19 protein-coding genes, 1 riboswitch and 1 other annotated feature are annotated in these 22,255 nt (G+C 44.1%); of the genes, 6 read left to right on the top strand and 13 right to left on the bottom strand.

Going from position 1 to position 22,255, the window contains the following annotated elements; genetic code table 11:
* The 5 genes from NYR25_02390 to NYR25_02370 form a co-directional block, all read right to left on the bottom strand.
* Positions 1-1,074 (bottom strand): SufD family Fe-S cluster assembly protein, encoded by a 1,074-nt coding sequence (locus NYR25_02390; GenBank protein UWF34281.1) that lies wholly within the window; start codon positions 1,072-1,074, stop codon positions 1-3.
* Positions 1,043-1,819 (bottom strand): Fe-S cluster assembly ATPase SufC, encoded by a 777-nt coding sequence (gene sufC / locus NYR25_02385; GenBank protein UWF34280.1) that lies wholly within the window; start codon positions 1,817-1,819, stop codon positions 1,043-1,045. The genes NYR25_02390 and sufC overlap by 32 nt, the downstream gene beginning before the upstream one ends.
* 14 nt (positions 1,820-1,833) lie before the next feature.
* Positions 1,834-2,421 (bottom strand): anaerobic ribonucleoside-triphosphate reductase activating protein, encoded by a 588-nt coding sequence (nrdG, locus tag NYR25_02380; protein ID UWF34279.1) that lies wholly within the window; start codon positions 2,419-2,421, stop codon positions 1,834-1,836.
* 10 nt (positions 2,422-2,431) lie between these two features.
* A complete protein-coding gene (gene nrdD, locus NYR25_02375) occupies positions 2,432-4,582 on the bottom strand; it encodes an anaerobic ribonucleoside-triphosphate reductase (protein ID UWF34278.1) in 2,151 nt (716 codons plus the stop codon).
* A 520-nt stretch (positions 4,583-5,102) separates the two neighbouring features.
* Positions 5,103-5,843: a glucose 1-dehydrogenase gene (locus NYR25_02370; protein ID UWF34277.1), complete on the bottom strand. Its 741-nt coding sequence runs from the start codon at positions 5,841-5,843 to the stop codon at positions 5,103-5,105.
* A gap of 268 nt (positions 5,844-6,111) precedes the next feature.
* Positions 6,112-6,203, top strand: a riboswitch (TPP riboswitch).
* A gap of 88 nt (positions 6,204-6,291) precedes the next feature.
* Here NYR25_02370 and NYR25_02365 point away from each other — a divergent pair.
* The 3 genes from NYR25_02365 to NYR25_02355 are packed head-to-tail and all read left to right on the top strand — an operon-like array spanning position 6,292 to position 8,943.
* The gene (locus NYR25_02365) at positions 6,292-6,867 is read left to right on the top strand and encodes an ECF transporter S component (protein ID UWF34276.1); all 576 of its coding nucleotides are present in this window, start codon (positions 6,292-6,294) and stop codon (positions 6,865-6,867) included.
* 11 nt (positions 6,868-6,878) lie between these two features.
* Positions 6,879-8,306: an energy-coupling factor ABC transporter ATP-binding protein gene (locus NYR25_02360; GenBank protein UWF34275.1), complete on the top strand. Its 1,428-nt coding sequence runs from the start codon at positions 6,879-6,881 to the stop codon at positions 8,304-8,306.
* The gene (locus NYR25_02355) at positions 8,290-8,943 is read left to right on the top strand and encodes an energy-coupling factor transporter transmembrane protein EcfT (GenBank protein ID UWF34274.1); all 654 of its coding nucleotides are present in this window, start codon (positions 8,290-8,292) and stop codon (positions 8,941-8,943) included. Before NYR25_02360 ends, NYR25_02355 begins: the two co-directional genes overlap by 17 nt.
* Before the next feature lie 158 nt (positions 8,944-9,101).
* Here the strand turns inward: NYR25_02355 and NYR25_02350 are convergent, their stop codons facing one another.
* Positions 9,102-9,404 (bottom strand): rhodanese-like domain-containing protein, encoded by a 303-nt coding sequence (locus NYR25_02350; protein ID UWF34273.1) that lies wholly within the window; start codon positions 9,402-9,404, stop codon positions 9,102-9,104.
* A gap of 132 nt (positions 9,405-9,536) precedes the next feature.
* Here NYR25_02350 and NYR25_02345 point away from each other — a divergent pair, with 132 nt between their 5' ends.
* A complete protein-coding gene (locus NYR25_02345; GenBank protein ID UWF34272.1) occupies positions 9,537-10,916 on the top strand; it encodes a C69 family dipeptidase in 1,380 nt (459 codons plus the stop codon).
* Between the two features lie 109 nt (positions 10,917-11,025).
* Here the strand turns inward: NYR25_02345 and asnS are convergent, their stop codons facing one another.
* Positions 11,026-12,417 (bottom strand): asparagine--tRNA ligase, encoded by a 1,392-nt coding sequence (asnS, locus tag NYR25_02340; protein ID UWF34271.1) that lies wholly within the window; start codon positions 12,415-12,417, stop codon positions 11,026-11,028.
* 59 nt (positions 12,418-12,476) lie between these two features.
* Positions 12,477-12,724 (bottom strand) — a binding site (T-box leader).
* Between the two features lie 567 nt (positions 12,725-13,291).
* Here asnS and NYR25_02335 point away from each other — a divergent pair.
* The gene (locus tag NYR25_02335) at positions 13,292-14,080 is read left to right on the top strand and encodes a glucose-1-dehydrogenase (protein UWF34270.1); all 789 of its coding nucleotides are present in this window, start codon (positions 13,292-13,294) and stop codon (positions 14,078-14,080) included.
* Positions 14,081-14,271: 191 nt separating this feature from the next.
* On the opposite strand, the gene NYR25_02330 is transcribed toward NYR25_02335, so the two are convergent.
* The 3 genes from NYR25_02330 to NYR25_02320 all read right to left on the bottom strand — a co-directional run bounded on the left by NYR25_02330 (position 14,272) and on the right by NYR25_02320 (position 16,842).
* Positions 14,272-14,796 carry a PadR family transcriptional regulator gene (locus tag NYR25_02330; GenBank protein UWF34269.1) on the bottom strand — a complete coding sequence of 175 codons (525 nt, stop codon included), beginning with the start codon at positions 14,794-14,796 and terminating at the stop codon, positions 14,272-14,274.
* A 21-nt stretch (positions 14,797-14,817) separates the two neighbouring features.
* Complete coding sequence (locus tag NYR25_02325; protein UWF34268.1) at positions 14,818-15,354, bottom strand: phenolic acid decarboxylase; 537 nt, start codon at positions 15,352-15,354, stop codon at positions 14,818-14,820.
* Positions 15,355-16,161: 807 nt separating this feature from the next.
* A complete protein-coding gene (locus NYR25_02320) occupies positions 16,162-16,842 on the bottom strand; it encodes a YjjG family noncanonical pyrimidine nucleotidase (protein ID UWF34267.1) in 681 nt (226 codons plus the stop codon).
* Between the two features lie 162 nt (positions 16,843-17,004).
* On the opposite strand from NYR25_02320, the gene NYR25_02315 reads away from it, so the two are divergent.
* Positions 17,005-17,544 (top strand): hypothetical protein, encoded by a 540-nt coding sequence (locus NYR25_02315; GenBank protein ID UWF34266.1) that lies wholly within the window; start codon positions 17,005-17,007, stop codon positions 17,542-17,544.
* Positions 17,545-17,765: 221 nt separating this feature from the next.
* Here the strand turns inward: NYR25_02315 and NYR25_02310 are convergent, their stop codons facing one another.
* The 3 genes from NYR25_02310 to glmS all read right to left on the bottom strand — a co-directional run bounded on the left by NYR25_02310 (position 17,766) and on the right by glmS (position 22,062).
* A complete protein-coding gene (locus NYR25_02310; protein UWF34265.1) occupies positions 17,766-19,445 on the bottom strand; it encodes an oleate hydratase in 1,680 nt (559 codons plus the stop codon).
* A gap of 233 nt (positions 19,446-19,678) precedes the next feature.
* A complete protein-coding gene (locus tag NYR25_02305) occupies positions 19,679-19,999 on the bottom strand; it encodes a hypothetical protein (GenBank protein UWF34264.1) in 321 nt (106 codons plus the stop codon).
* Between the two features lie 245 nt (positions 20,000-20,244).
* A complete protein-coding gene (gene glmS, locus NYR25_02300; GenBank protein UWF34263.1) occupies positions 20,245-22,062 on the bottom strand; it encodes a glutamine--fructose-6-phosphate transaminase (isomerizing) in 1,818 nt (605 codons plus the stop codon).
* Positions 22,063-22,255: the final 193 nt, after the last annotated feature.

Here is a 22,255-nt window from a genome sequence, read left to right as displayed (position 1 = left end):
TTAGCCAACCTCCCCGTTGTGCAAACGCCAAATCGGTTCCATAAAGTTATCAATCAAAATTTGCTTTGCCGTCGCCATCGGCAGCCCCCGACTTTGTAAGTAGTAAAGTTCGTCTTCGTCATACTGGCCGACACTAGCGGCGTGGCCGGCCCGGACGTCGTTTTCGTCAATCACTAAGACCGGGTTAACGCTTCCTTTAGCATGCGGTTCTACGGTCATTAACCGACTTTCCTGGTCCGCGTCCGCATCACTGGCCCCATGATCAATTTGGCCAATACTCGTAAAGTTGACCCGGGAATTTTCGTACAAAACTCCCCGCATGTTGATTCGACTAAAAGTGTGTTGGCCCAAATGTTTAATTTGACCGCGGATGCCTACCCAGTCATCTTGGTAGCCGTAACGCGCCAAGTTAAGGGTTGCCCGACTGCCGGTTCCAGCAAGCGTTACGTTTAAATCACCTAGCAGCTGGCCCTTCGTTTGCGGCCACAAGGACCAATCGAGGTTAGCATCCCGAGCACTCACAAAATCACCTAGCAATAAACTTTGAGTAGCCTGGTGACTTTGCGTGTCGGTGATGAGTGTCAAATTACTTTCGTCCGCTAAGGTTCCCCCAATCAAACAGTTGGATTGGGGCACTTCTCCCGCTAAATCTAGCGTTAACTTCGTGGTCAGCCGACTATGGTCCCCTAAATCAAACCAAACTGTCCATTCCACGGGAAGAGCTGACTCCGTTCGCAAGGTTAAGTTTAGCGCTGGCGAAATCTCCGCATGGGCCGGCAAACTGATTACCACACCCTGCAATGGGTCTTGCAAGTGTTGCTGCACAAATTGGTTGTTCGTAGAAGCTAGTAATTGGGTTAGCCCCGTTAGCTCCGTTGTCGAACCATTAATGCGCCGGACCGCGCCCCCCGCTGCATTAATGGCTTGCAAAGCTTCCGCGTTGGCCTCCCAGTCCCAAGCGGCGCTGGAAGAATCCGGCAAGTTAAAAGCTGCGGGGTCATACCGAATTCCTAAAATCCGGGGATAGCTTGCGGTCGTCGTTTTATTCAAGGGGATCGCCATGGCTGGTTTCACTTCCTAACGTTTCCTCTAATTCAGCGTAGCCAGTCTTTTCCAGATCCGTAGCTAGTTCGGGGCCGCCGCTTTTAACAATCCGTCCGTCCATCATGATGTGCACCACGTCAGGCACCACGTAGTTCAACAGGCGCTGGTAGTGCGTGACCATTAAGCAGCTAAAGGTGGTACTGCGCATTGCGTTGATCCCCTTCGCCACAATTTTGAGGGCGTCAATATCTAATCCGGAATCAATTTCATCTAAAATGGCCATCTCGGGTTGCAACATCATCATTTGCAGGATTTCGTTACGCTTTTTTTCACCACCGGAAAAATCAGCGTTGAGCCCCCGGTCCGCATATTCCGGATTAATTTCTAAAAATTCCATGTTAGTTTTAAGCTGTTTTAAAAAAGGCAGCACGGCAACCGGTTGGCCTTGGTTACGCGCATTTAACGCTGCGTGAATAAAGTCGGCGTTGGAAATTCCCGCGACCTCCATCGGATACTGCATTGCTAAAAAGACTCCCGCCCGGGCCCGTTCGTCCACGCTCATTTCCGTGATGTCTTGCCCGTCTAACCAAATTTGGCCATCTACAATCTCGTAGAGCGGATTTCCCATAATCGTTTCCGAAAGCGTTGACTTCCCAGTCCCGTTAGGTCCCATCAACGCGTGAATTTCTCCTGGATTAATCTGTAAATTAACCCCGTTTAAAATGCGCTCATCACCCGCATTGACCTTTAAATTTTTAATTTCTAGCTTACTCATCAAATTCTCCTATCTTAACGAAGCAATTTATCCCAAATGACGACTTGGTTTGCGGCTAACGATTTAGGCACGTCGATAATTCGTTGGTTGGAACTTCCCCGAAATTGGAGCGTTAAATCTTTTTTAGCTTCTAAAAACCGTCCGTCCACCAAAATATCTAGTTCACTTAACAATTCCAATTTATCGTAAGATTCCTGCATCAGTTCGTCCCAGGTGTAACCGGTCCACGACCAAATGTCCTTGTCGTGCCCAAATTCTTGGCGCACCCGCCGGACTAGCCGCAAGCAAACCTGCGTGTTTAAGAAGGGTTCCCCGCCTAACAAGGTCAGCCCCTGCACGTAGCTCTGCCCCATGTCTTCGATAATTTGGTCTTCTAATTCCTGCGAATAGGGGCGTCCATAATGGAAATTTTGCGCCGCCTTGTTGTAGCATCCCGGACAGTTGAATAAACAACCCGAAACGTACAAGCTGCAGCGAATGCCTTCCCCGTCAACCATGTTGAACGGCTTATAGTCGGCAATGTATTCTAAACTGCGGTCCTTCGCCAGCCATTCTTGCGGCTGGGGATTTCTCGGTGACCGTACTCGTCGTTGTCTAACCACGTTTTCACCCCTATTCCATATTTTTAACCCGTGATGAAATTTCTTTGTGCCGTCCGTGAACCATTGGCCGAATCATTGGGTTTCCTAAGTAACCACAAGTCCGTTTAACCACGTCACAAGTTTTGGGGTCACGGTTCCCGCATTGCGGGCATTCAAAACCGCGGGCCGTGGGTTTAAAGTCGCCGTCAAAACCACATTTATAGCAGTGGTCGATCGAAGCATTTGTTCCTAAATAGCCCACGTGGTCATAAGCCCAAGTCCAAACCGCTTCTAAAGCAGCCGGATTTTGCTTTAAATTCGGGTACTCACAGTAGTGAATAAAGCCACCGGCCGCGTACTTCGGGTACTCCTCTTCAAAAGTAAGTTTTTCAAACGGAGTCGGATTTTTCCGGACGTCGTAATGGAAACTGTTAGTGTAGTATTCCTTGTCGGTAATGTCCTTGATCTTGCCGAATTTTTCAATATCATCCTCACAGAAGGTATCCGTCAGGGATTCGGCTGGCGTGGAGTAAACGCTGAAATGATAACCGTACTCTTTTTCCCAAGCTAGGCACTGTTCGTACAGGTACTTCACGATTGAAACCGTGAAATCGTGGGCCTCCTGATTATCTTCCCAATCTGGACCGAAAAAGGCAGTTCCCACTTCGTACAATCCAATGTAACCTAACGATATGGTCGCCCGCCGGTGGTTAAACAGTTGGTCCACGTCGTCACCGTCCTTGAGGCGGACCCCAAAGGCACCGTGCTTATACAAAATCGGCGCGTTTTGCGGTTGGGTATCCCGGCAACGTTTAATCCGGAAAAGTAAGGCTTTTTTCGCCAACGCCACCCGGTCTTCCATAATCTCCCAGAAGACTTCCCGGTCGCCCTGGGCTTCAATCGCAATCCGTGGCAAGTTGACGGTAACGACCCCTAAATTCATTCGGCCGCTATTAACTTCTTCGCCATCGGCGTTTTTCCACGCTTGTAAGAAGCTCCGGCAACCCATGGGCGCCTTGAAGTTCCCGGTTAATTCCACAATTTTGTCGTACATTAAGACGTCGGGATACATCCGCTTAGTTGCGCACTCTACAGCCAACTGTTTGATATCGTAGTTGGGATCTTCCGGATTTAAATTTATCCCGCGCTTAATTGAAAAGACCAACTTCGGGAAAATTGCGGTCCGGTGCTGCTTACCGAGCCCCTTAATGCGGACTTTTAAGATCGCCTTTTGAATTTCCCGTTCGATCCACGAAGTTCCCAGACCAAATCCCACCGTGGTAAACGGCGTTTGTCCGTTGGATGAAAACAACGTGTTAACTTCGTACTCTAACGCTTGCATTGCGTCGTAAATATCTTTCTTGGTTTTTTCTTTAGCAAAGGCCTCCCGTTGTTCGGGGAGCACCCACTTTTCGGCTTCCTTCAAGTGCTTTTCGTAATTTAATTTTGCGTAAGGCGCCAACATTTCATCCGTCCGGTCTGACGAACACCCTCCATATTGGCTCGATGCCACGTTCGCAATAATCTGCGACATTTGGGCGGTTGCCGTTTGAATCGACTTAGGTGACTCCACTTCCGCATTTCCAATCTTAAAACCATTCGCTAGCATACTCTTGAAGTCAATCAAACAGCAGTTGGTCATTGAAGTTAGCGGCGAATAGTCCAAGTCATGAAAATGAATGTCGCCGCGCAAGTGGGCCTTTGCTACGGTTTGCGGCATCATCGTTAACCCAAATGATTTGCCGACCATTCCGGCCGTTAAGTCCCGCCGAGTACTGAAAATGTTGCTATCTTTATTAGCATTTTCGTGAACTACCGTATCCTGTCCATCAAATAACTGGCTTAATTTATTTTGCGGGTCAATTGCGGTCTGCCACTTGGCTTCATCGGCTTGCCGATATTCAGCATATTTTTCCCACAAGTCGTCCCGTTGATAATCATGAAGAATTGCTTTAAAAACCGCCCGAATTTGTTCTACCGTTAGTGGCGACGCCATTTGCGTTAACTGCTCTAAAATTGCTTGCGTAATATTTTGCCGTTCAACCTCGTCCGTGGTTAATTGATCAACCACCAGCGCGATTTTATAGGGGTAAAATTGCATCCTTTCCCCATCTGCTTTAACTACTTGTTTTTGACGTAATTCAGTCCAAGCGTCGGTTGCGATTGCTTGCGAATTGATCATTTTAACCACCCGTCCTTTTCTAATTTTTTATTCCAATCTCGTTCAATTCTCGCTATAATAAACAGCGTTATTATTTTCTGTTTATTTAAAGCTGTTTGATATTCGAAACTGGCTTGATTGGTTTCTCTTCACATCATAGATTACTCCGATTTTGCAAAAAGATAAAGGTTGAAAACACAAGATATATGTGCTTAACGAACGATCAACCACTATATATGGTGTATGTAACGCATTTTAAAATAACAATCAAAAACCTGGTCATCGCAGTTTAGTTGCGGACCAGGTTTTTAAATTTAAATTGTTTTTCGTCACAAAAGCATGGAAAATAATTTTGCTTCACGACCATAGCTGTGACTAAGAAGCACATTATAAATTTATTTTTTAAATTGACTACCCACCCACGTATATTTCTCCACTCATTACTAATATTACTACCACTAAAAAACTGGTCCAAATAGGCTTAACCTCCTATTTGAACCAGTTTTATTAATCCATTATTAAATTGAATAGCGCGCTAAAACTATTGTGCCGTGTATCCGCCGTCCACCACAAATTCCGAACCAGTCGAGAAGGAGGATTCGTCAGAAGCTAGATACAGCACCATGTTGGCAATTTCTTCCGCAGTGCCTAGGCGGCCAACCGGATGTAGTTTCTCCAAGTCCGCTCGCATTTCAGGATACGCATCCACCATTGGGGTGTGGGCGTATCCCGGATGTACCGAATTAATCCGGATTGGGTAATGTTTCTCCGCACAGTACAATGCTGCTGATTTAGTAAGTAAACGCACCCCACCTTTTGAGGCGTTATACGCGTACAGGTTAGAAATCCCAATCAGGCCCGCAATCGAAGCCATGTTGATAATCGAACCCCCCTTTTCCTTCATGTGCCGAATACCATGCTTCACTCCTAACATGATGCCGTCCAGGTTGACCGACAAAATCTTATGCCACTCGTCAAGTTCAATATTTTCAGCATCGTCAAAGGCTAAAATTCCCGCATTATTAACCAGAATATCTACTTTCTCGAATTTATCAATTGCCGTCCTAAAAACGGGTTCCCAATTATCTTCCACCGCAACGTCTTGTTTGACGAAAACGGCCTTATCTTCGCCAATTTCCTGCAAAGCACCGCTCGCACCCGCGACGTCAACGTCCGTAATCACCACTTTTGCACCTTCCCGAACAAAAAGTTTGGCACAGGCTAGCCCAAAACCTTTTACTCCACCAGTAATAATCGCAACTTTTCCGTCTAGTCTACTCATTTCATTGGCCTCCTAAACCTATTTTATTCGGCGCATTTCCTATCAACCTAAGCATAAACCTACCAATACCAATTTGCAATCGTTTTCACAAATCCACCTATCGCCCCTGTTATTTTTTCGGTTAGGTCCCCTGTCATATCTAACGTTAAGAATAACGCGATCTCACCAATTTGTTCCCCTAATTTTCAGGTAGACCATTTGCAGCCAAGTAACCGCTTTACAAGCCGATTACAAAATGCTACGATTGCTTCATAGTAAAAACTTAAAAACAACAATGCTGGGGTGCCGTTTTGGCTGAGATAATACCCATTGAACCTGGTCTAATTAGTATTAGCGTAGGGAGATATTGGATAATAACAGCCAGTTTTTCGTTGCCGAAAAGCTGGCTATTTTTCTGGCTTCTTGTTTCTAAGTAAATTTATCAATTTACTGAGGAGGTTTTTTAGTTATGAATACTAAAAAAGCAAACTGGAATTACTCGTTACGAGACGTAGTTTTTATTGTGTTAATCGCGATTTTTTGTGGGGTGATTTTTTTTGCCACCAACTTATCGTACAGCCTTTTAACAGCGGGGTTGGCCGCAATTGGTCTCGGCCCGTTAGCTAACGACTTGTTGCTCGGACTGTGGATGATTGCCGGACCTTTAGGAATCATGCTTACTCATAAAATTGGTGCCAGTATCATCGCGGAAACCTTAGGCGGTCTGGTTGAAATGCTTTTGGGCGGCCAGTTTGGGGCTAGTGCAATTCTTTCCGGACTCGTTCAAGGAATCGGGAACGAACTTGGCTTCACCTTCACTGGCTACCGCCATTACGACAAACTGGCCTTATTTTTGTCAACCGTCACTAGCACCATCATTACCTTCGGCTGGAGTCTTGCCCAAGAAGGTTACGCCGCTTACCGTCCAAGTTTTCTAATTATTTTATTTATCGCTCGGTTTATTTCAATTGGATTCTTCTGTGGTGTTTTAGTTGCCTGGATTAACCGACTGGTAGACCGTTCGGGCATTATGCGGCGGAAGTAAGGAACCCAACTATGGAAAAAGTCACAATTGATAATTTAACTTTCAAATATCGGCAAGCAACTCAGCCGATTCTTAAACAACTTAATTTTCACTTAACTACTGGCAGTTTTAACGTTTTGTACGGTCCGTCGGGTGGCGGAAAATCTACCCTGCTACGGATTATTGCGGGGCTGTACCCTCACTTTGCGGGAACAATTATCCAAGGAACCGTCAAACTGGAAGGAAAGGACGTTCCCGCTTGGCAACCCGCGGAGCTGACCCAAAAATTGGCGTTGCTCTTTCAAAATCCACGGGAACAATTTGCCATGAACCAAGTCGAAAAGGAATTCATCTTCACCTTGGAAAACTTGGCTATTCCCGCTGATGAAATTGACGATTTAATTACCCAAGCGCTTAGTCAAGTGGGGATTGCTCACTTGCGCCACCGGCAACTCGCCACCCTTTCTGGCGGAGAACTGCAAAAAGTCGCCCTCGCGATTACTTTGGCAACCGGCAGCGATTTAATTTTACTTGATGAGCCATTTGCCAACGTTGACCTAAAATCTCGCAAAGCCCTCATCAAGCTTCTAAAACAGCTACAGATCCAAGAAGGCAAGACGATTTTAATTGCCGACCACGATCTCAACGACTACGCGGAAATTTGCGATCACTTATACCAACTTGATCACCAACAAGTTAGCTTAATTACCGATCCACAACCGATTTTTGCGCGTTACCAGTTATCCACTCGCACGACGTTCCCGATTCCTAGCGCAAACGCCGCTGCAATCCTGAAGTTACAAGATTTTGGGATCGAAAACGGGGGCCGGTATCTACTTCAAGCCGTCCAAACGTCCTTCCCCAAGCAACACTTAATTTTGCTTACTGGTGAAAATGGCTCGGGAAAATCGACGTTATTCGAAGCAATTGCCCGACTTCATCCCTATCAGGGCAAACTTTTTTACGATAATCGGCCGCTTTCTCAGTTCAACGCGCGAACTTGGGCCAAGACTGCTACGGTGGTCTTCCAAGATTCCGAAATGCAATTCCTTAAAATGACCGTCACGGAAGAAATCGACCTAAGCTTACAGCACGCCCGGGCACCCCAATATTGGACTGCCGACCGTATCCAGGACTGGCTGGAACGTCTTAATTTAACGGGGTTACAAGAACAGATTGTTTATCAACTTTCGGGTGGTCAAAAGAAAAAGCTCCAAATCTTAACCATGTTAATTTTAGGCAACCCACTCGTTTTGCTTGATGAACCTTTGGCCGGCTTGGACTTAGCTTCCGTAAGGGTGGTTATGCAATTAATTCAAAAAGCTGCCCAAGTACAAAAACAAACCATCGTGATGATCAGTCACCAATTGACTGGCTTACCAGAATTTTTCGACTATCATTTGGCATTGACCGATCACCAGCTTATTTATCAGGAGGAGCTAAATGGATTCATCAGTTAAATTCATTTTAATTCTGGCAATTAGTTTTGAAATCGCCTTTGTTAAAAGTGTTCCCGTTAACCTAGTGATTATCATCGGCGGGTTAGCCTACCTGCTTTGGAAACGAATTGCGGTGCGCAAACTGGGACTGCTTTTGGTAATCCCGCTGCTTCCTGCCGTAGCAACCTGGGTTTCGTTTTATTTAAACGGGTCTGGCAACGCGGTGCGGACCGCTTGGATAATGGCTACCCGGGTTTACGCCTACATTGTTTTGGGTGGGGCATTTTCCTTTACCGCGACCGTCGAAAGTCTGTTAGGTTCCCTCGAACAAAATTGGCATTTGCCTACCAAATTCGTTTACGGGTCGCTAGGCGCCTTTTACTTTATCCCACGGGTAAAGACAGCCGTCCAACAAATTAAAACCGCAGCCATGATGCGTGGGGAAGTTTTACACGTCTGGTCCCCCACAATCTTTTTTAAGGCAATTTTACTATCGCTGCGCTGGTCGGATAACTTGGCAATTGCCATGCATTCTCACGGCTTTAGCGAAAACCAGCCACGTACCCACTACCAAACTTACGCCATTCCCCGCTGGAACTGGGGCGCCGCTGCGGGAACTTTTTTAGTTTTACAAGTACTGGTTTGGCATTTTAGATAGTAAATCAGGTGTTGGGCCTTTAGTAAAGCCCAACGTGCTCCAAAAATTAGTTTATTCCGCTTAAAAAAATAGACCATTATGCCTGAATTTGGCATAATGGTCTATTTCAGTTAATGCTCAGAAATTCCCCGACTTTTGTGTCCCGCGTTTATTCTTACCTAGTCTTTTTCCACTTTTCCTGGCCAAGCTAGCATTCCGCCGGCTACGTTGGTTGCATCAAAGCCTTGGACTTCGAGTACCCCGCACGCGTTTGCTGAACGTCTTCCCGAACGGCAGATCACGTAGTATGGGGTCGCTTGGTCTAATTCGGCTAACCGGGTGGACAGTTGGCTTAAGGGAAAATTACGCGCCCCCGCCACGTGCCCAGCCGCAAATTCGTCCGGCTCCCGCACGTCCAATAAAACAGCGGTAGTTAGCGGATATTTTTGGTAAAAATCTTCCATTGCAATTGTTTTAACCATTGCTTAACGCCCCTCATGTTAGTTTAAACTGTATATTGACCATGATAGCATTCCCTTTTCTAACTGAATAGTGATTGCCTATTTAGCTAATCGTGCTACCATTACATTAAAAATCAATTGGAGGACAAGCACATGTTGAAAACTTGTACCACTATTTTAGTCGGTAAAAACGCTAGCCTGACGGGTTCTACCATCATTGCCCGTAACGAAGACGGCGCCGATGATTCTAACGCCCAACGGTTCGTGGTTGTTAACCCCGAAGATCAGTCCCAACCCTATCATTCTGTCCATAGTGATTTAACGATTCCCCTTCCCGACAATCCGCTCCGCTACACTGCCACGCCCGATGCCGACCCCACGTATGGCATTTGGGGTGCTGGCGGCATCAACAGTAAAAACACGGCGATGACCGCTACCGAAACCATTACTACTAACGCCCGAGTACTTAGCGTGGATCCGTTAGTCGAAAAGGGACTTGGCGAAGAGGATTTTCTTACGCTAGTTTTGCCGTATATCGAGACTGCCAAGGCGGGCGTCTTGCGCTTAGGTAAACTTTTAGAAGAATACGGCACTTACGAATCCAACGGAATTGCCTTTGCCGATCGCGAAGAAGTTTGGTATATGGAAACCATCGGAGGCCACCACTGGGCTGCAATCCGAATTCCCGACGATGCCTATGCAATTGCGCCGAACCGCTGGAACATCACCGATTTCGATTTTGATTCAGCTGATTGCCTAGCTTCTGCGGATCTCCCGGAACTCATTGTCAAAAATCAACTTAATCCGGATCAAAAAGGCCTTAATTTACGGCACATTTTTGGTAGCGCCACGATTAAAGACCGGTACTACAATAACCCCCGGGCTTGGTACGTCCACCAATTTTTGGATGCTAATTTTGTTGGGGAGCCTACCGACCAGGATTTGCCCTTCATTAATCGCGCAACCAAGAAAATTTCCGTGGAAGATTTGAAGTTTCTTTTGAGCTCACACTATCAAGAAACGCCCTACGATCCTTATGGTGAAACGGTGCCTGAGAAACATTTTCGGCCAATCGGCATCAATCGCAATCTAGAAACTCACATTCTAGAGCTACGCAACCAAGTTCCCGATGAAATCGCGGGAATTCATTGGCTAGCTTTTGGTCCCAACACGTTCAACGCCATGGTGCCGTTTTATAGTAACGTCACGGATACTCCGGCTTGCTACCGCGATACCCCAACGGTAGTGAATACCAACTACATGTACTGGATTAGCCGAGTGCTTGCTTTAATTGGAGACGGAAATTTTGCCCTCTACCAAGATTTACAGGAAAACTTTGCCCAAACGGTACTCCAAAACGTGCTAAGAATGCAAAAAGAAACGGATCGCCAAGCCGCGCTCACGGAAAAAACTTTAACGTCCGCTAACCAAGCAATGGCTGATTTCACCTTAGCCCAAGCTACTAAACTGCTTAACGATGCAATCAACCTCGGTTCTCGCAATATGAAGCTGCGGTTTTCGTTGGGGGATTAGGATGCCACCCGTGTGCAGCCACTAAAAACAAACCTTATATTCAAAAAGCCCTGAATCCGTCATCATCTGACTAAATTCAAGGCTTTTTGCTTACTATTAACGTTTTGAATTAGAAGCTAGCGTTACCCGGGGTCCGTGGGAATGGGATAACGTCGCGGATGTTTTCCACACCAGTAACGTACATCAATAATCTTTCGAAACCAATTCCAAATCCGGAGTGTTCCGTTTCCCCATATTTTCTTAATTCAAGGTACCACTTGTATTCTTCAGGATCCAAGTTAAATTCCTTAATCTTTTCGTTCAACTTAGCTAGCCGTTCTTCACGTTGGCTACCACCGATCAATTCGCCAATGCCAGGTACTAATAAGTCCACTGCGGCAACCGTCTTGTGGTCTTCGTTTTCCCGCATGTAGAAGGCTTTGATGTCGCGTGGGTAATCCGTGATGAACACTGGTTTTTGGTAAACTTTTTCACTCAAATATCTCTCGTGTTCAGTTTGGAGATCAATTCCCCATTCAACTTTGTTTTCGAATTCTTGGTCAGCAGCTAACAACTTGTCGATTGCTTCTGTATAAGTAATTTGAGCAAAATCGGCGTCGCGAGTTGCTTCCAAGCGGGCCCGTAATTCTTGGTCCACGTTTTGGTTCAAGAAGTCGATTTCATCGGAAGCATTTTCCAAAATATAGTTAATCACGTACTTCAACATGTCTTCGGAAATGTTAATCACGTCTTGTAAGTTAGCGAACGCCATTTCTGGTTCAACCATCCAGAATTCAGCGGCATGCCGCGTAGTGTGTGAATCTTCCGCACGGAAAGCCGGACCAAAAGTATAAACATCCCGGAAAGCCAACGCAAATGCTTCCGCGTTCAATTGGCCACTAACCGTTAAATTAGTTGGTTGCTTGAAGAAATCCTTAGTAGAATCAACCTTGCCTTCTTCGTTCTTTGGAACGTTGTTAAGGTCTAAAGTAGTTACCTTAAACATTTCACCGGCACCTTCCGTATCACTAGAAGTAATCAACGGAGTGTTAACGTAGACAAAGTTATTCTTTTGGAGGAATTCGTGGATGGCAAAGGCTGCCAACGAACGAATCCGGAAAACTGCGTAGAAAGTATTGGTCCGGGGACGCAAATGTGCTTGTTCACGTAAGAATTCCGGTGTGTGGTGCTTCTTTTGAAGTGGGTAGTCACTGTCTGAGTTACCTAAAACTTCAATTTCAGTTGCGTGAATTTCAAACGGTTGTTTAGCTTTCGGAGTATCCACTACCGTTCCGACTACTTTTAAGGTAGTGTAAATGGGAGCTTTCTTAATTTCTTCGTAGTTTTCCAACCCATTTTCCATGATTACCTGCACATTTTTAATGCAGGAACCGTCGTTAATTTCCAAAAAGCTAATTTTCTTGGAAGAACGGAGCGTCTTTAGCCAACCCGTTACTTCTACTGCTACATCTTCATCATGCGTTGCTTGCGCATAAAGTGATTTAACCAACGTATTTTCCATTAAAAATCCCTCCATTGTCTTCGTAAAAAGTCCGCCAATAAAAAAGTCTTTCATCCCGTAACAGGGACGAAAGACTTCGCGGTACCACCCAAAATTCGTTTAAAAATAAACATCTCTAAAAGCACATCTAAAATATGCTTTCCAAACGATAACGTATCGGTCACGTCTAGACTTACTGGACGCTTAATCGTTCAGCCTAGAAACAAAGAAGATGTTTTTCTTAAAAGAATAACTTCTTGAGCTTCCACCATCCTCAATTCGCTTTAAGTTACGGGCTTAAAATACTTGTTCTTCTTACGGTTTTTGATTATATTCAATTAGCTAGCTTCAAGATTAGCATAGAAAATTATTTTTGTAAATTGGGATTTCGTTGTTTTCACGCCTTTAGTATGCTATTCTATGCTCAAATATTTTCTCGAAACGGAGTATTCCATTATGATTAGTTTCGTATTGCTTTTAGCAATCTGTCTCATCCTGGCGACCGTTTACGTAACCTGGCTTAAAAACGGCCGAAATCTCCACCTCGATTGTCATTCGCCACTCTTAATCCCCAAAGTATTTGGCTTCGGGGTAACCTTTAACCCGAATAATTTCTTTGGACTAAGCATGATTATTATCATTATTTTGTTAATTTTATTGCCTTTAATCCAATCACTCCACCTTTTTTAAAACTCATCGACCCTATAAAATCAAACCCGATTTTATAGGGTTATTTTGTCTTTGTGTATAGCGACAATCCCCCCAAAATATTAAGCTACACATAAGGTAAGCAACGCCAAATCGTTTCAGTTCCCTTACTGTGATTTCTGATGTTATCATACGTTACGAACATCAAGAATTTATTTTACAGTTATGTTCTGGGGGGATAGTAAATATGCTATATAAAGATTTAAAAGGAAAAGTTGCCGTGATCACTGGCGGCTCAAAAGGTATCGGCAGCGCGATTGCTGAACGCTTTGGGCAAGAAGGTATGCACGTCGTTATTAATTACAATTCTGATAAAGATGGCGCCAACGCCGTGCGGGATCAAATTAACGCAGCCGGCGGTGAAGGCGTGGTCGTGCAAGCTGACGTATCAACCGAAGAGGGTGTTAAACGCCTAGTCGACACGGCCGTCGATCAATTTGGCGACCTAGACGTTTGGGTCAACAACGCGGGGATGGAAAATCAACAACCAACTGCGGAATTATCGTTTGAAAGTTGGAAACGAGTGCTCGACGTCAACCTAAACGGCGTGTTTTTAGGTTCAAAAGCGGCTATTAATTATTTTCTTTCGCATGATAAGCCCGGAAATATTATCAACATGTCTTCCGTTCATGAGAAAATTCCGTGGCCAACTTTTGCACACTACGCTGCTAGCAAAGGCGGCGTAAAGCTGTTCAACGAAACGATTGCGATGGAATACGCCGACCGGCACATCCGGGTAAACGCAATTGGCCCCGGTGCAATCAATACGCCCATCAACGCAAAAAAATTTGCCGATCCTGAACAGTTAAAAACCACTACCAGTATGATCCCCATGCAACGAATTGGAGATCCCGAAGAGGTCGCGGCTGCGGCAGCATGGTTAGCTTCCGCTGAATCAAGTTACGTCACCGGAATTACCCTCTTCGTCGATGGCGGGATGACGCTTTATCCTTCCTTCCAAGGTGGTAAAGGTTAATTAAAAAAGGTATTAAAATAACAGCACTGAGAGTTCGCAAACTTCTCAGTGCTGTTTTGGTGACAACGTTTTTTAAGAACCAAAAATCGGTAGCTACGCCCAAATTAGGCACAACTACCGATTTTTGGTTAGTGCTCGCAAGCCGCCCGAATTTTCCTACGTCTACCTACTTGTAAAGCTGCTTTTTCGGATTATTCGATGTGCTTTTTTAGCCAGGATAAATGGGATGCTTCCCTTTCAACCGCCCGGGACAAAATTAAGTAATGTCCGTAATTTTCCTCAATCGCGGATGGTTCTTCGAACAGTAATTTTTGCCGCTGCTTTAAGTGGGCCACTTTTTGTTCGTGAAGGTCCGCCGCCTGTTTTAAAATTTGCTGCAAAAGGGGATCGTGTCGGTCAGCGATAAAGTACATTTTAAGTGACGTCAGTTCATCATTTTTGGCCGTAATCGGGGTAGCGAGCCATTCCCGCAAATCCATTTGGCCCTTCTTAGTTATTGCGTAGTTAATGACTTTCCGATTTTGTACATCGTTAACCACTTCAATTTGGCCTTCGTCCGTCATTCGTTGTAATTCAGGGTACAACTGGCTGTGCGAAACCGTCCAGAACTCGCTAATTTCGTTCTTAAATTCCGCAATCATATCTTTTCCAGACATAACCCCATTTTTATTTAACAATCCTAAAACAATGTACGGTAAAACTCGTGGTCGTGGCATGCGAACTCCTCCAAAAATTAATTACTTGTTAATTCGCTTGTAGTTTTCATCAAAATACTTTCCGTTGCGAATGTCGCTGGTAATGCCATCGTATGGTTCTTCAGAAATAACGTCTTCGTTATTTTGTCCAGCATCACCCATGTAACTAATTTTAGCAAATTCTGGAACAACTAGTTTAGGATAAGTTTCGTATTTTTCACGAGATTCTTCCATTAAATCAATGTGTTCATTTTGGAAAGTAACCGTGATTTCAGGATGTTCTTCAACCCACTTAGGGAAGAAAATGGTTCCGTGCAACTTACCTTCGTTTGGCATGAAGTCTAGCGCCACGTCCGTTCCGGTTGGTTCCGTCCAAGTAATCTTGTAAACACCTTCCGTCAACATTACGATGTCAGCTTCTTGGTCCTTAACCCAACGGCCGGCAACCATTCCCCCATGAATTCGGTAATCTACCGTATGGTCATTTTTAGCGTACCATTCGTATTCCCAACCATTATCGTATGTGTAAATAAAGTGCGTTCCTAAAAAGTCTTCTAAAGTTTTAAATTGTTTTTCCATTATTACTTCACCTGCTTTTGAATGTTGTGTCGTTATCTACAAAAGCAATTATATGACGTTATCGACACAAAAGTCAACGCGAAATTTTTAAAAATTTAAAATGGCATTTAATTTAGATATTTTTCTTGCTCTTACTATCCCGTTTGTCAGAAAACTTTGCTTTGGACTTTATTACTAAATTAGTATTTTTATGAGAGTTAACAGGTAAAAGCTAGCAAAAAATAAAATCGTCATCCTTACGCTAAGGTACAAAAAAACGCCCCCAGATCCGGCGGCGCAAAGCTTTGTTTATTAAAATTTTATATTCTAACCATTCTTTTTTCTTAATAATACTAATTCGTGAAGGCATTTAGCAAAATTTAGAAGAAGGAGAACGGTGCTTTTCCCTTAAAAGCACTATTCAACTGAACATACTAAAATTTAAGTATAGGGAAGTTGAAATGGTGGCTAAACTTCATAGAAAGTGGGGTGATGCCTATGATTAATATGTATTGTTCCACCAAAAAGGAACGGTGTGTCGGTATTTCAAGCATTAACCCTAGCAATTAGTTTTGCTTTGTTAGTCATCGAAATCCTAAAATTTAATCAAAAAAATAACCGTCCAACTCTGACAAAGTTTCGGTTATTTTAACTTAAACGTAGTCACCGTCTTACACGGCTCTAGATTGGGGACGCTATGAGGCTCAACTCATAACTTCTTTTTCATCCACAAGTACATATCATTTGAATTTTGTTCATCAAATTATTGGTCAATAAATAACTTTGGTGCAAATTTGACAGCTAAGTTTGTAGTTTCTTCAACCGCTCTTACAACATTAATTCCCGCAACTGGTCATAAGAATGTGCCACCGCGGTTGGCTTGATTGGCGCATCCACCGCGATTTGTTGGGGGTTGTACCAAATACTTTTGAGTCCGGCTTGGTTGGCCCCTAAAATGTCGGACTGCAACCGGTCGCCCACCATTGCGGTATTCTGGAAACTCATATCCGCATATTTATGCTTAATTGGCGCAAAGAAGCGTTCATCAGGTTTAGCATAACCAACGTCTTCTGAAATAAAGCAGTCGGTAAAGTATTGGTCTAACTTGGAACCAGCGAGCCGACTCAGCTGAGTCTTCTTAACCCCATTAGTTCCCACCATCAACTGAATTCCTGCCGATTTCAAATCCCGCAACAATGCTTGCGCGCCCTCAAATTGGTAGTAGCTAGTTGCCAACCGCTGGCGGTATTCCCGTTCAGCAGCAACTCCATCGCCATCCACCCCGAGTGCCGCAAAGGTTTTCGAAAACCGGGTTTTCAACACTTGATCCCGCGGCGCACCTTGCTCGATTGCTTCCCAGACCTGCTGGTTAATTTTTGTGTAGGTTGCCAATCCGGTCGTCAAATCTTGCACGCCATATTTACGTAAGACTTCGGTAGCTTTGATACGTTCACCCTTCTTAAAATCCAGCAAAGTATCGTCTAAATCAAAAATCGCGTATTTTAACATTCCGGTACCCCTTAAATAATTTTTCATCTATCGTAACGTATCCTTTAACATTTAGCAAACAAACGTTTGTGTAAATACTTTAAATTTACTATAATTGTTGATGTTGTTGAAATTATTAAACGTAATTACGTTTAACGGGTTTATTATGAACGGATATAAGACATGGCTAAAGCAAAGAAATTCAAACGTCCCAGAATCTTTACTAAATCTAACTTAACCGTAATTGTTTTGGCAATTCTGGGTTTTCAAACTTACCCTAGTTTTACCAATCAACAATTAGATATTCATTCGAATACCGATTACTCTGATGGCGAAAACGCCTCCAACGAAACCACCTTGATTGAAAACCAAATTGCGGATAGTTTTAACGGTCGCCTACCTTTTCAAGTTAACTTTACGGACTCCCAGATTATTATTCGGGTCCCTAAGTTAAACTTGTTTGATTTCACTCAGCTTTACGCGCCCAACATGGTCCATATTCTGAAGAAAATCCAGGGCGACACGCTTCCCCGTTCGCTAAAGAAAATTCGGCTAAGCGTCGGCGACCAAACCCAAGTTTTCTCAATCAGCGCAATTAAAGAGGCTAACTTTAGTACCGAAAAAATTAAGGAATTCAGTCAAGAACAATGGGGCCAAATTTCTAAGCAAACCTACCAAGATTACTACCAAAACTACGTCCTCCCCAAAATCACTCGTAAGTAATAAAAGTGCGCGTGACGAACTTGAAAACTTTACTGTGTCCTAACCCAAAAATGCTGAGAGCAGGGCAAAGTCGGGTAATTTACGAGCATTAACAAAAAAATCGACCGTTGCCTAAATTGGCATAACGGTCGATTTTTTGTTAAGTGGAGCAAATGATTTCGTTGACGCTTCAATAAAATCAAACGCTCAAATCAACTTTTTAGTATTGTTAATAGATAATTCTAACGGAACATTGTCCGGGTCGCCTTCAAAAGCACCTTTGGATTCTTCTCGTAGTGGTGCACTGGGGTCATTTTTTCTTCAGGAATTCCTAAGAAGTGGTAGACTGCCCGTTGCGCCGCCCGGAACGAGTATTGTTCGGTAAAGACCATGTCAAATGGCATTTCTGCGAATTGGCTGACAAACGCCAAGTTTTTCGAGTGCTTTGGCACTACTTCGGGACGGTCTCCGACAGCCCGCGTATTGAACAGTGCACTAGCGTACGGCATGTAAACTGGAATTACGTTAATGATGCTATCCATGATTTCCTCTTCATGGTAAACAATGCTATCCGTTGCTTGGTCAACTTCCGCCAAATGACCTAGTAATTCTTGCAGCATTTCTTTTCCGGTCATTTCAATTACCGGCTTGTCCACATAATCCCCATTTTTACGTGGGAACATGAAGTAGCCCCAGAAGACCGTTTCGTTTTCCTTTTGGGCATGGAAATGCGGTTGGTGATGAACCACGATGGATAACAAGTTATTACTATCTACCCAAGTGTTTAAGGCATTTCCCGGTTCTTGTTGGGTAATCCGGCTAATTTGGTTTACCAAGTAGTGGTTCTTCGTGGTAACCGTAAAGCTCATCCATTCACTTTGGGCACGGTCGTTAAAGAACTTGTCCGGATTACCTAGATTATAGAAGTGTTCGGTAGCTTGTTTCCACAATGCTGCACTAGGAGCGTATTCCATATTTTCCTTAATTGGGGTGTTGAAATCACCAATCGATGAACTATCGGTAATCGCGCCGTTGATATCGAAAACGAGGTCATTTTCGTCAACTGGGATTGTGCCGGTCTGCTTATTTTCCCCTACGTCTTCGTACTCTAAGCCAGTAACGACGATATCATCGCGCAACGGAGTGTCCTTGAATTGGAAGGCGGTGATCTTACGATTGTTGATAAAGGTAACCCCGTGGTCGCTCAAATACTTGCGCATCGGTAGGATGATACTTTCATATTGGTTATATGGCGTTCTGGTAACCCCTTCAAGGGTGTTGATCCGACTAAATTCCAGAATCATCCGGTTCATGTAACGCCGCAATTCCATTGCGGAACTTTCCTTCTTAAACGCAAAGGTAGTTTCCCACATGTACCAAAAGTTAGTGGTGAAAATGTGCGGACTATCCTTGAACCATTCCGCGATGCTGACGTCGTTAAGCTTTGCTTCCTGACTTTCGGGCATCATCATTAATTTGGTTAATAGCTTTCGGTCCTGATTATTAAATTGCATATGCGAGTAATCGTCCGCACCGCCATTATTCCGGATTCCGTTACGCTTATCCATTAACCGGGCCACGTCATGGGTTGGATGCGCATGGTCAAAGTTTAAAATGTCATCCGTAACCGATTGCCCTGGGTGATCCAAAGACGGCACGCTCCGCAAAACGTCCCACAAGTTTTCGTAGGTTTCTTCATTAAGCATCCGACCGCCCTTGGCTAAAAAGCCCCGGTCGTTAGATAGCCGTTGGTTGCCGTACTCCGTCTCGTAGTCGGCAACCGCCGCACCATCGTTAGCGCCGTGTTTATCGAGACCGAACATGGTAATTTGATTACCACTCCAACCACCATCACGAATCAAATATACGCCGGCAGCTAAATTTGCAACTCCTGTACCAATCATAAACGCTTTTCTCATCATCGATTCCCCCTTGTGGAACAAACCTGATTATTCTTATATTTAAATTCAAGAATAGATTAACACGAAAAGCGAATTTTTGCGAGCGTTTACACTTGCGAATAAAAAATATTTTTTTCGGTACCAAAAAAGGACTGCAAAAACCAAAAAATGCTTTCCCAGAATTAAGAAATTCCAGAAAAGCACTTGGGCTACTTGGCTTGTACAATGCAAAATAAGCCTTAAGAGCCAATCAGTTACTCTTTATTAGCACTGATATGATTTTCGTGTAAAATCGCGTTGAAGTCCTTCATAATCCGGTCGTCTTTTTGCCATTCTTCCCACGAAGTCATGTTTTCGTCGGGCATTTCGTAGCGTTCCCCGATGTATTTTTCATAATTAATTACGTGCTGTGAATGCGAAATGTTTAATTGCATGATCCGCACTGATTTAATATAACCTCGTTCGGCCGCTAATTCAGCACGACCATTCATCATCATGTTACCAATTTCAATGTATTTAGTGCCATCCAAACGGGTAATTTCCTGAATCAAGGTAAATGTTTCGTTACTCTTCATTCTCTCGCCTCCAGTTACCTAGTATAAAGTGCGCAACTGGCTTCTGTCTAGAATTATCGTAATAAAAAAGGATCCGGACTTGTACGAGTCGGATCCAGCATAAGAGAGAAAGAGAATTGATTGTGCAGGTAGGAGATGCGCCACTACCTTACGACATTAATGTTAGCGCTTACACATAATAATGTCAACCTAAATTTCAAAAATATTTAAATTAAAATTTAGGCGACCGCACATCCCTTTTCCTCCTATTCTACCGTGACACTTTTAGCTAAATTACGTGGCTGGTCAACATTGTAACCCCGTTGTAAGCATGCGTAGTAAGCCAATAATTGTGCCGCAATAACGCTAACCAGTGGCATCAACATTTCGTCAACGTCAGGAAGGATTACGTCATCCGTATTTTTAGCAAGGCTTTGACTAGCAAAGGTAATTACCTGCGCTCCGCGTGAGATTACTTCTTCTAAATTACTCCGGGTGTGGTCGGCAGTCTTTTCTTGAGTGATAATGCCAATGACCGGTGTTCCTTCTTCAATTAGGGCAATTGTGCCGTGCTTCAATTCACCAGCTGCAAAGCCTTCTGCTTGAATATAAGAGATTTCCTTAAGCTTAAGGGAAGCTTCTAGTGCTACCGCATAATCTAACCCCCGGCCGATGTAAAATGCGTTACGAGCTTCTAAAAGGGTGTCCTTAGCTAACTGTTCGATAGCTGCCTTTTCATCCACCACCGTTTGAATTGCGTTTGCCACCATGCTTAATTGTCCTGCAATGTCAAAATCAGTTGCCGCATTGATTTGCTTCATCCGCCCCATCGCTACCGCTAGGAGTGCTTCTACGGCAATTTGCGCGGTGTAGGCCTTGGTCGACGCTACCGCAATCTCTGGACCCGCTTCTAAGGTTGCCGAGAATTCTGCTTCGCGCGCCAACGTTGAGTTAGCCACGTTAGTAATCGTGAGACTTGGCTTTTGCCATTCATCATTTACCCGGACTAAAACTTGCCGACTATCAGCCGTTTCACCACTTTGACTAAGGAAGATGAAGAAGGCATCTTTTTCAATAATTGGATTGTCGTAGGCAAATTCGGATGCTAGCACCACTTCCGTTGGCACCTTGGCAAAGCGTTCCAATAACTTCTTGCCCACTAATCCAGCATGATAACTAGTTCCCGCACCCACAATGTAAATTTTACCAGCTTGGTTAAGCTTGTTTAACATCGCTTCATCAAAATGAATTGCGCCTTCAGGATCAAGGTACTTTTCTTCTATACGCCGGATTACGGCTGGTTGCTCGTCAATTTCTTTTAACATGTAGTATGGGTAAGTTCCCTTATCAGCATCAGCTTGGTCAATGTCAACTTCAAAAGGATCCCGTTGAATTGCTTGACCATCCGCATCAAATAACTCCACTTTGTCAGGGGTGATTTTAACCACGTCACCATCGTGCAACTCCACAAACCGTTTCGTTACGTTGATCATTGCTAAAGCGTCGCTGCAAACTACGTTAAAGTCGTCGCCAACCCCAATTAACAGCGGGCTCTTGTTCTTAGCTACAAAGAGGGTGTCCGGCATTTCCCGGTCCATTAAAACGAACGCGTATGAAGAATCCTTCAACAAGCTCAAAGTTTTCTTGAAAGCATCCATGGTCGATAAACCTTCTTTAGCGAAGTGGTCAACTAATTGAACTACCACTTCGGTGTCGGTATCACTTTGGAAAGGCACGTCCGCTAAGTAAGTTTGCTTCAATTCCTTAAAGTTTTGGATAACCCCGTTGTGTACAAGGTAAAAGCGGTTGTCTGCTGAAAAATGTGGGTGTGCGTTAGCCACGCTCGGAATTCCGTGCGTTGCCCAGCGCGTGTGCCCAATTCCGGCACTACCGTTCACGTCGGCGGTAAGCTTATCTTCTAGGTTTTGAATCTTCCCCTGTGCTTTAACTAGGTAATCCTTACCTTGACCATTATTCACGTAAATTCCCGCAGAGTCATATCCCCGGTACTCTAATTTTTTTAAACCATTTACTAAAAGATTGGTCGTATCTGCTCTACCTGTTACTCCAACAATTCCACACATAATCTCCGTTCTCCTAAATCCATCTATTTATTTTTATATAATTGGTATAATTAACGATTCTTAATATATTACCGCTTAAGGCGATTGTCAAACATTATTTTTCATAATTGGTATATATCAAATGTGGGAATAGGTATAGCACAAGGGGTTAGGGCCCTTAAATTTTTTTACCCCCAACCTATTTTATTAGACA

This window comes from Pediococcus acidilactici (genome assembly GCA_024970065.1).
Classification (GTDB): domain Bacteria; phylum Bacillota; class Bacilli; order Lactobacillales; family Lactobacillaceae; genus Pediococcus; species Pediococcus acidilactici_A.
This window is presented reverse-complemented; position numbering and strand designations above follow the sequence as displayed.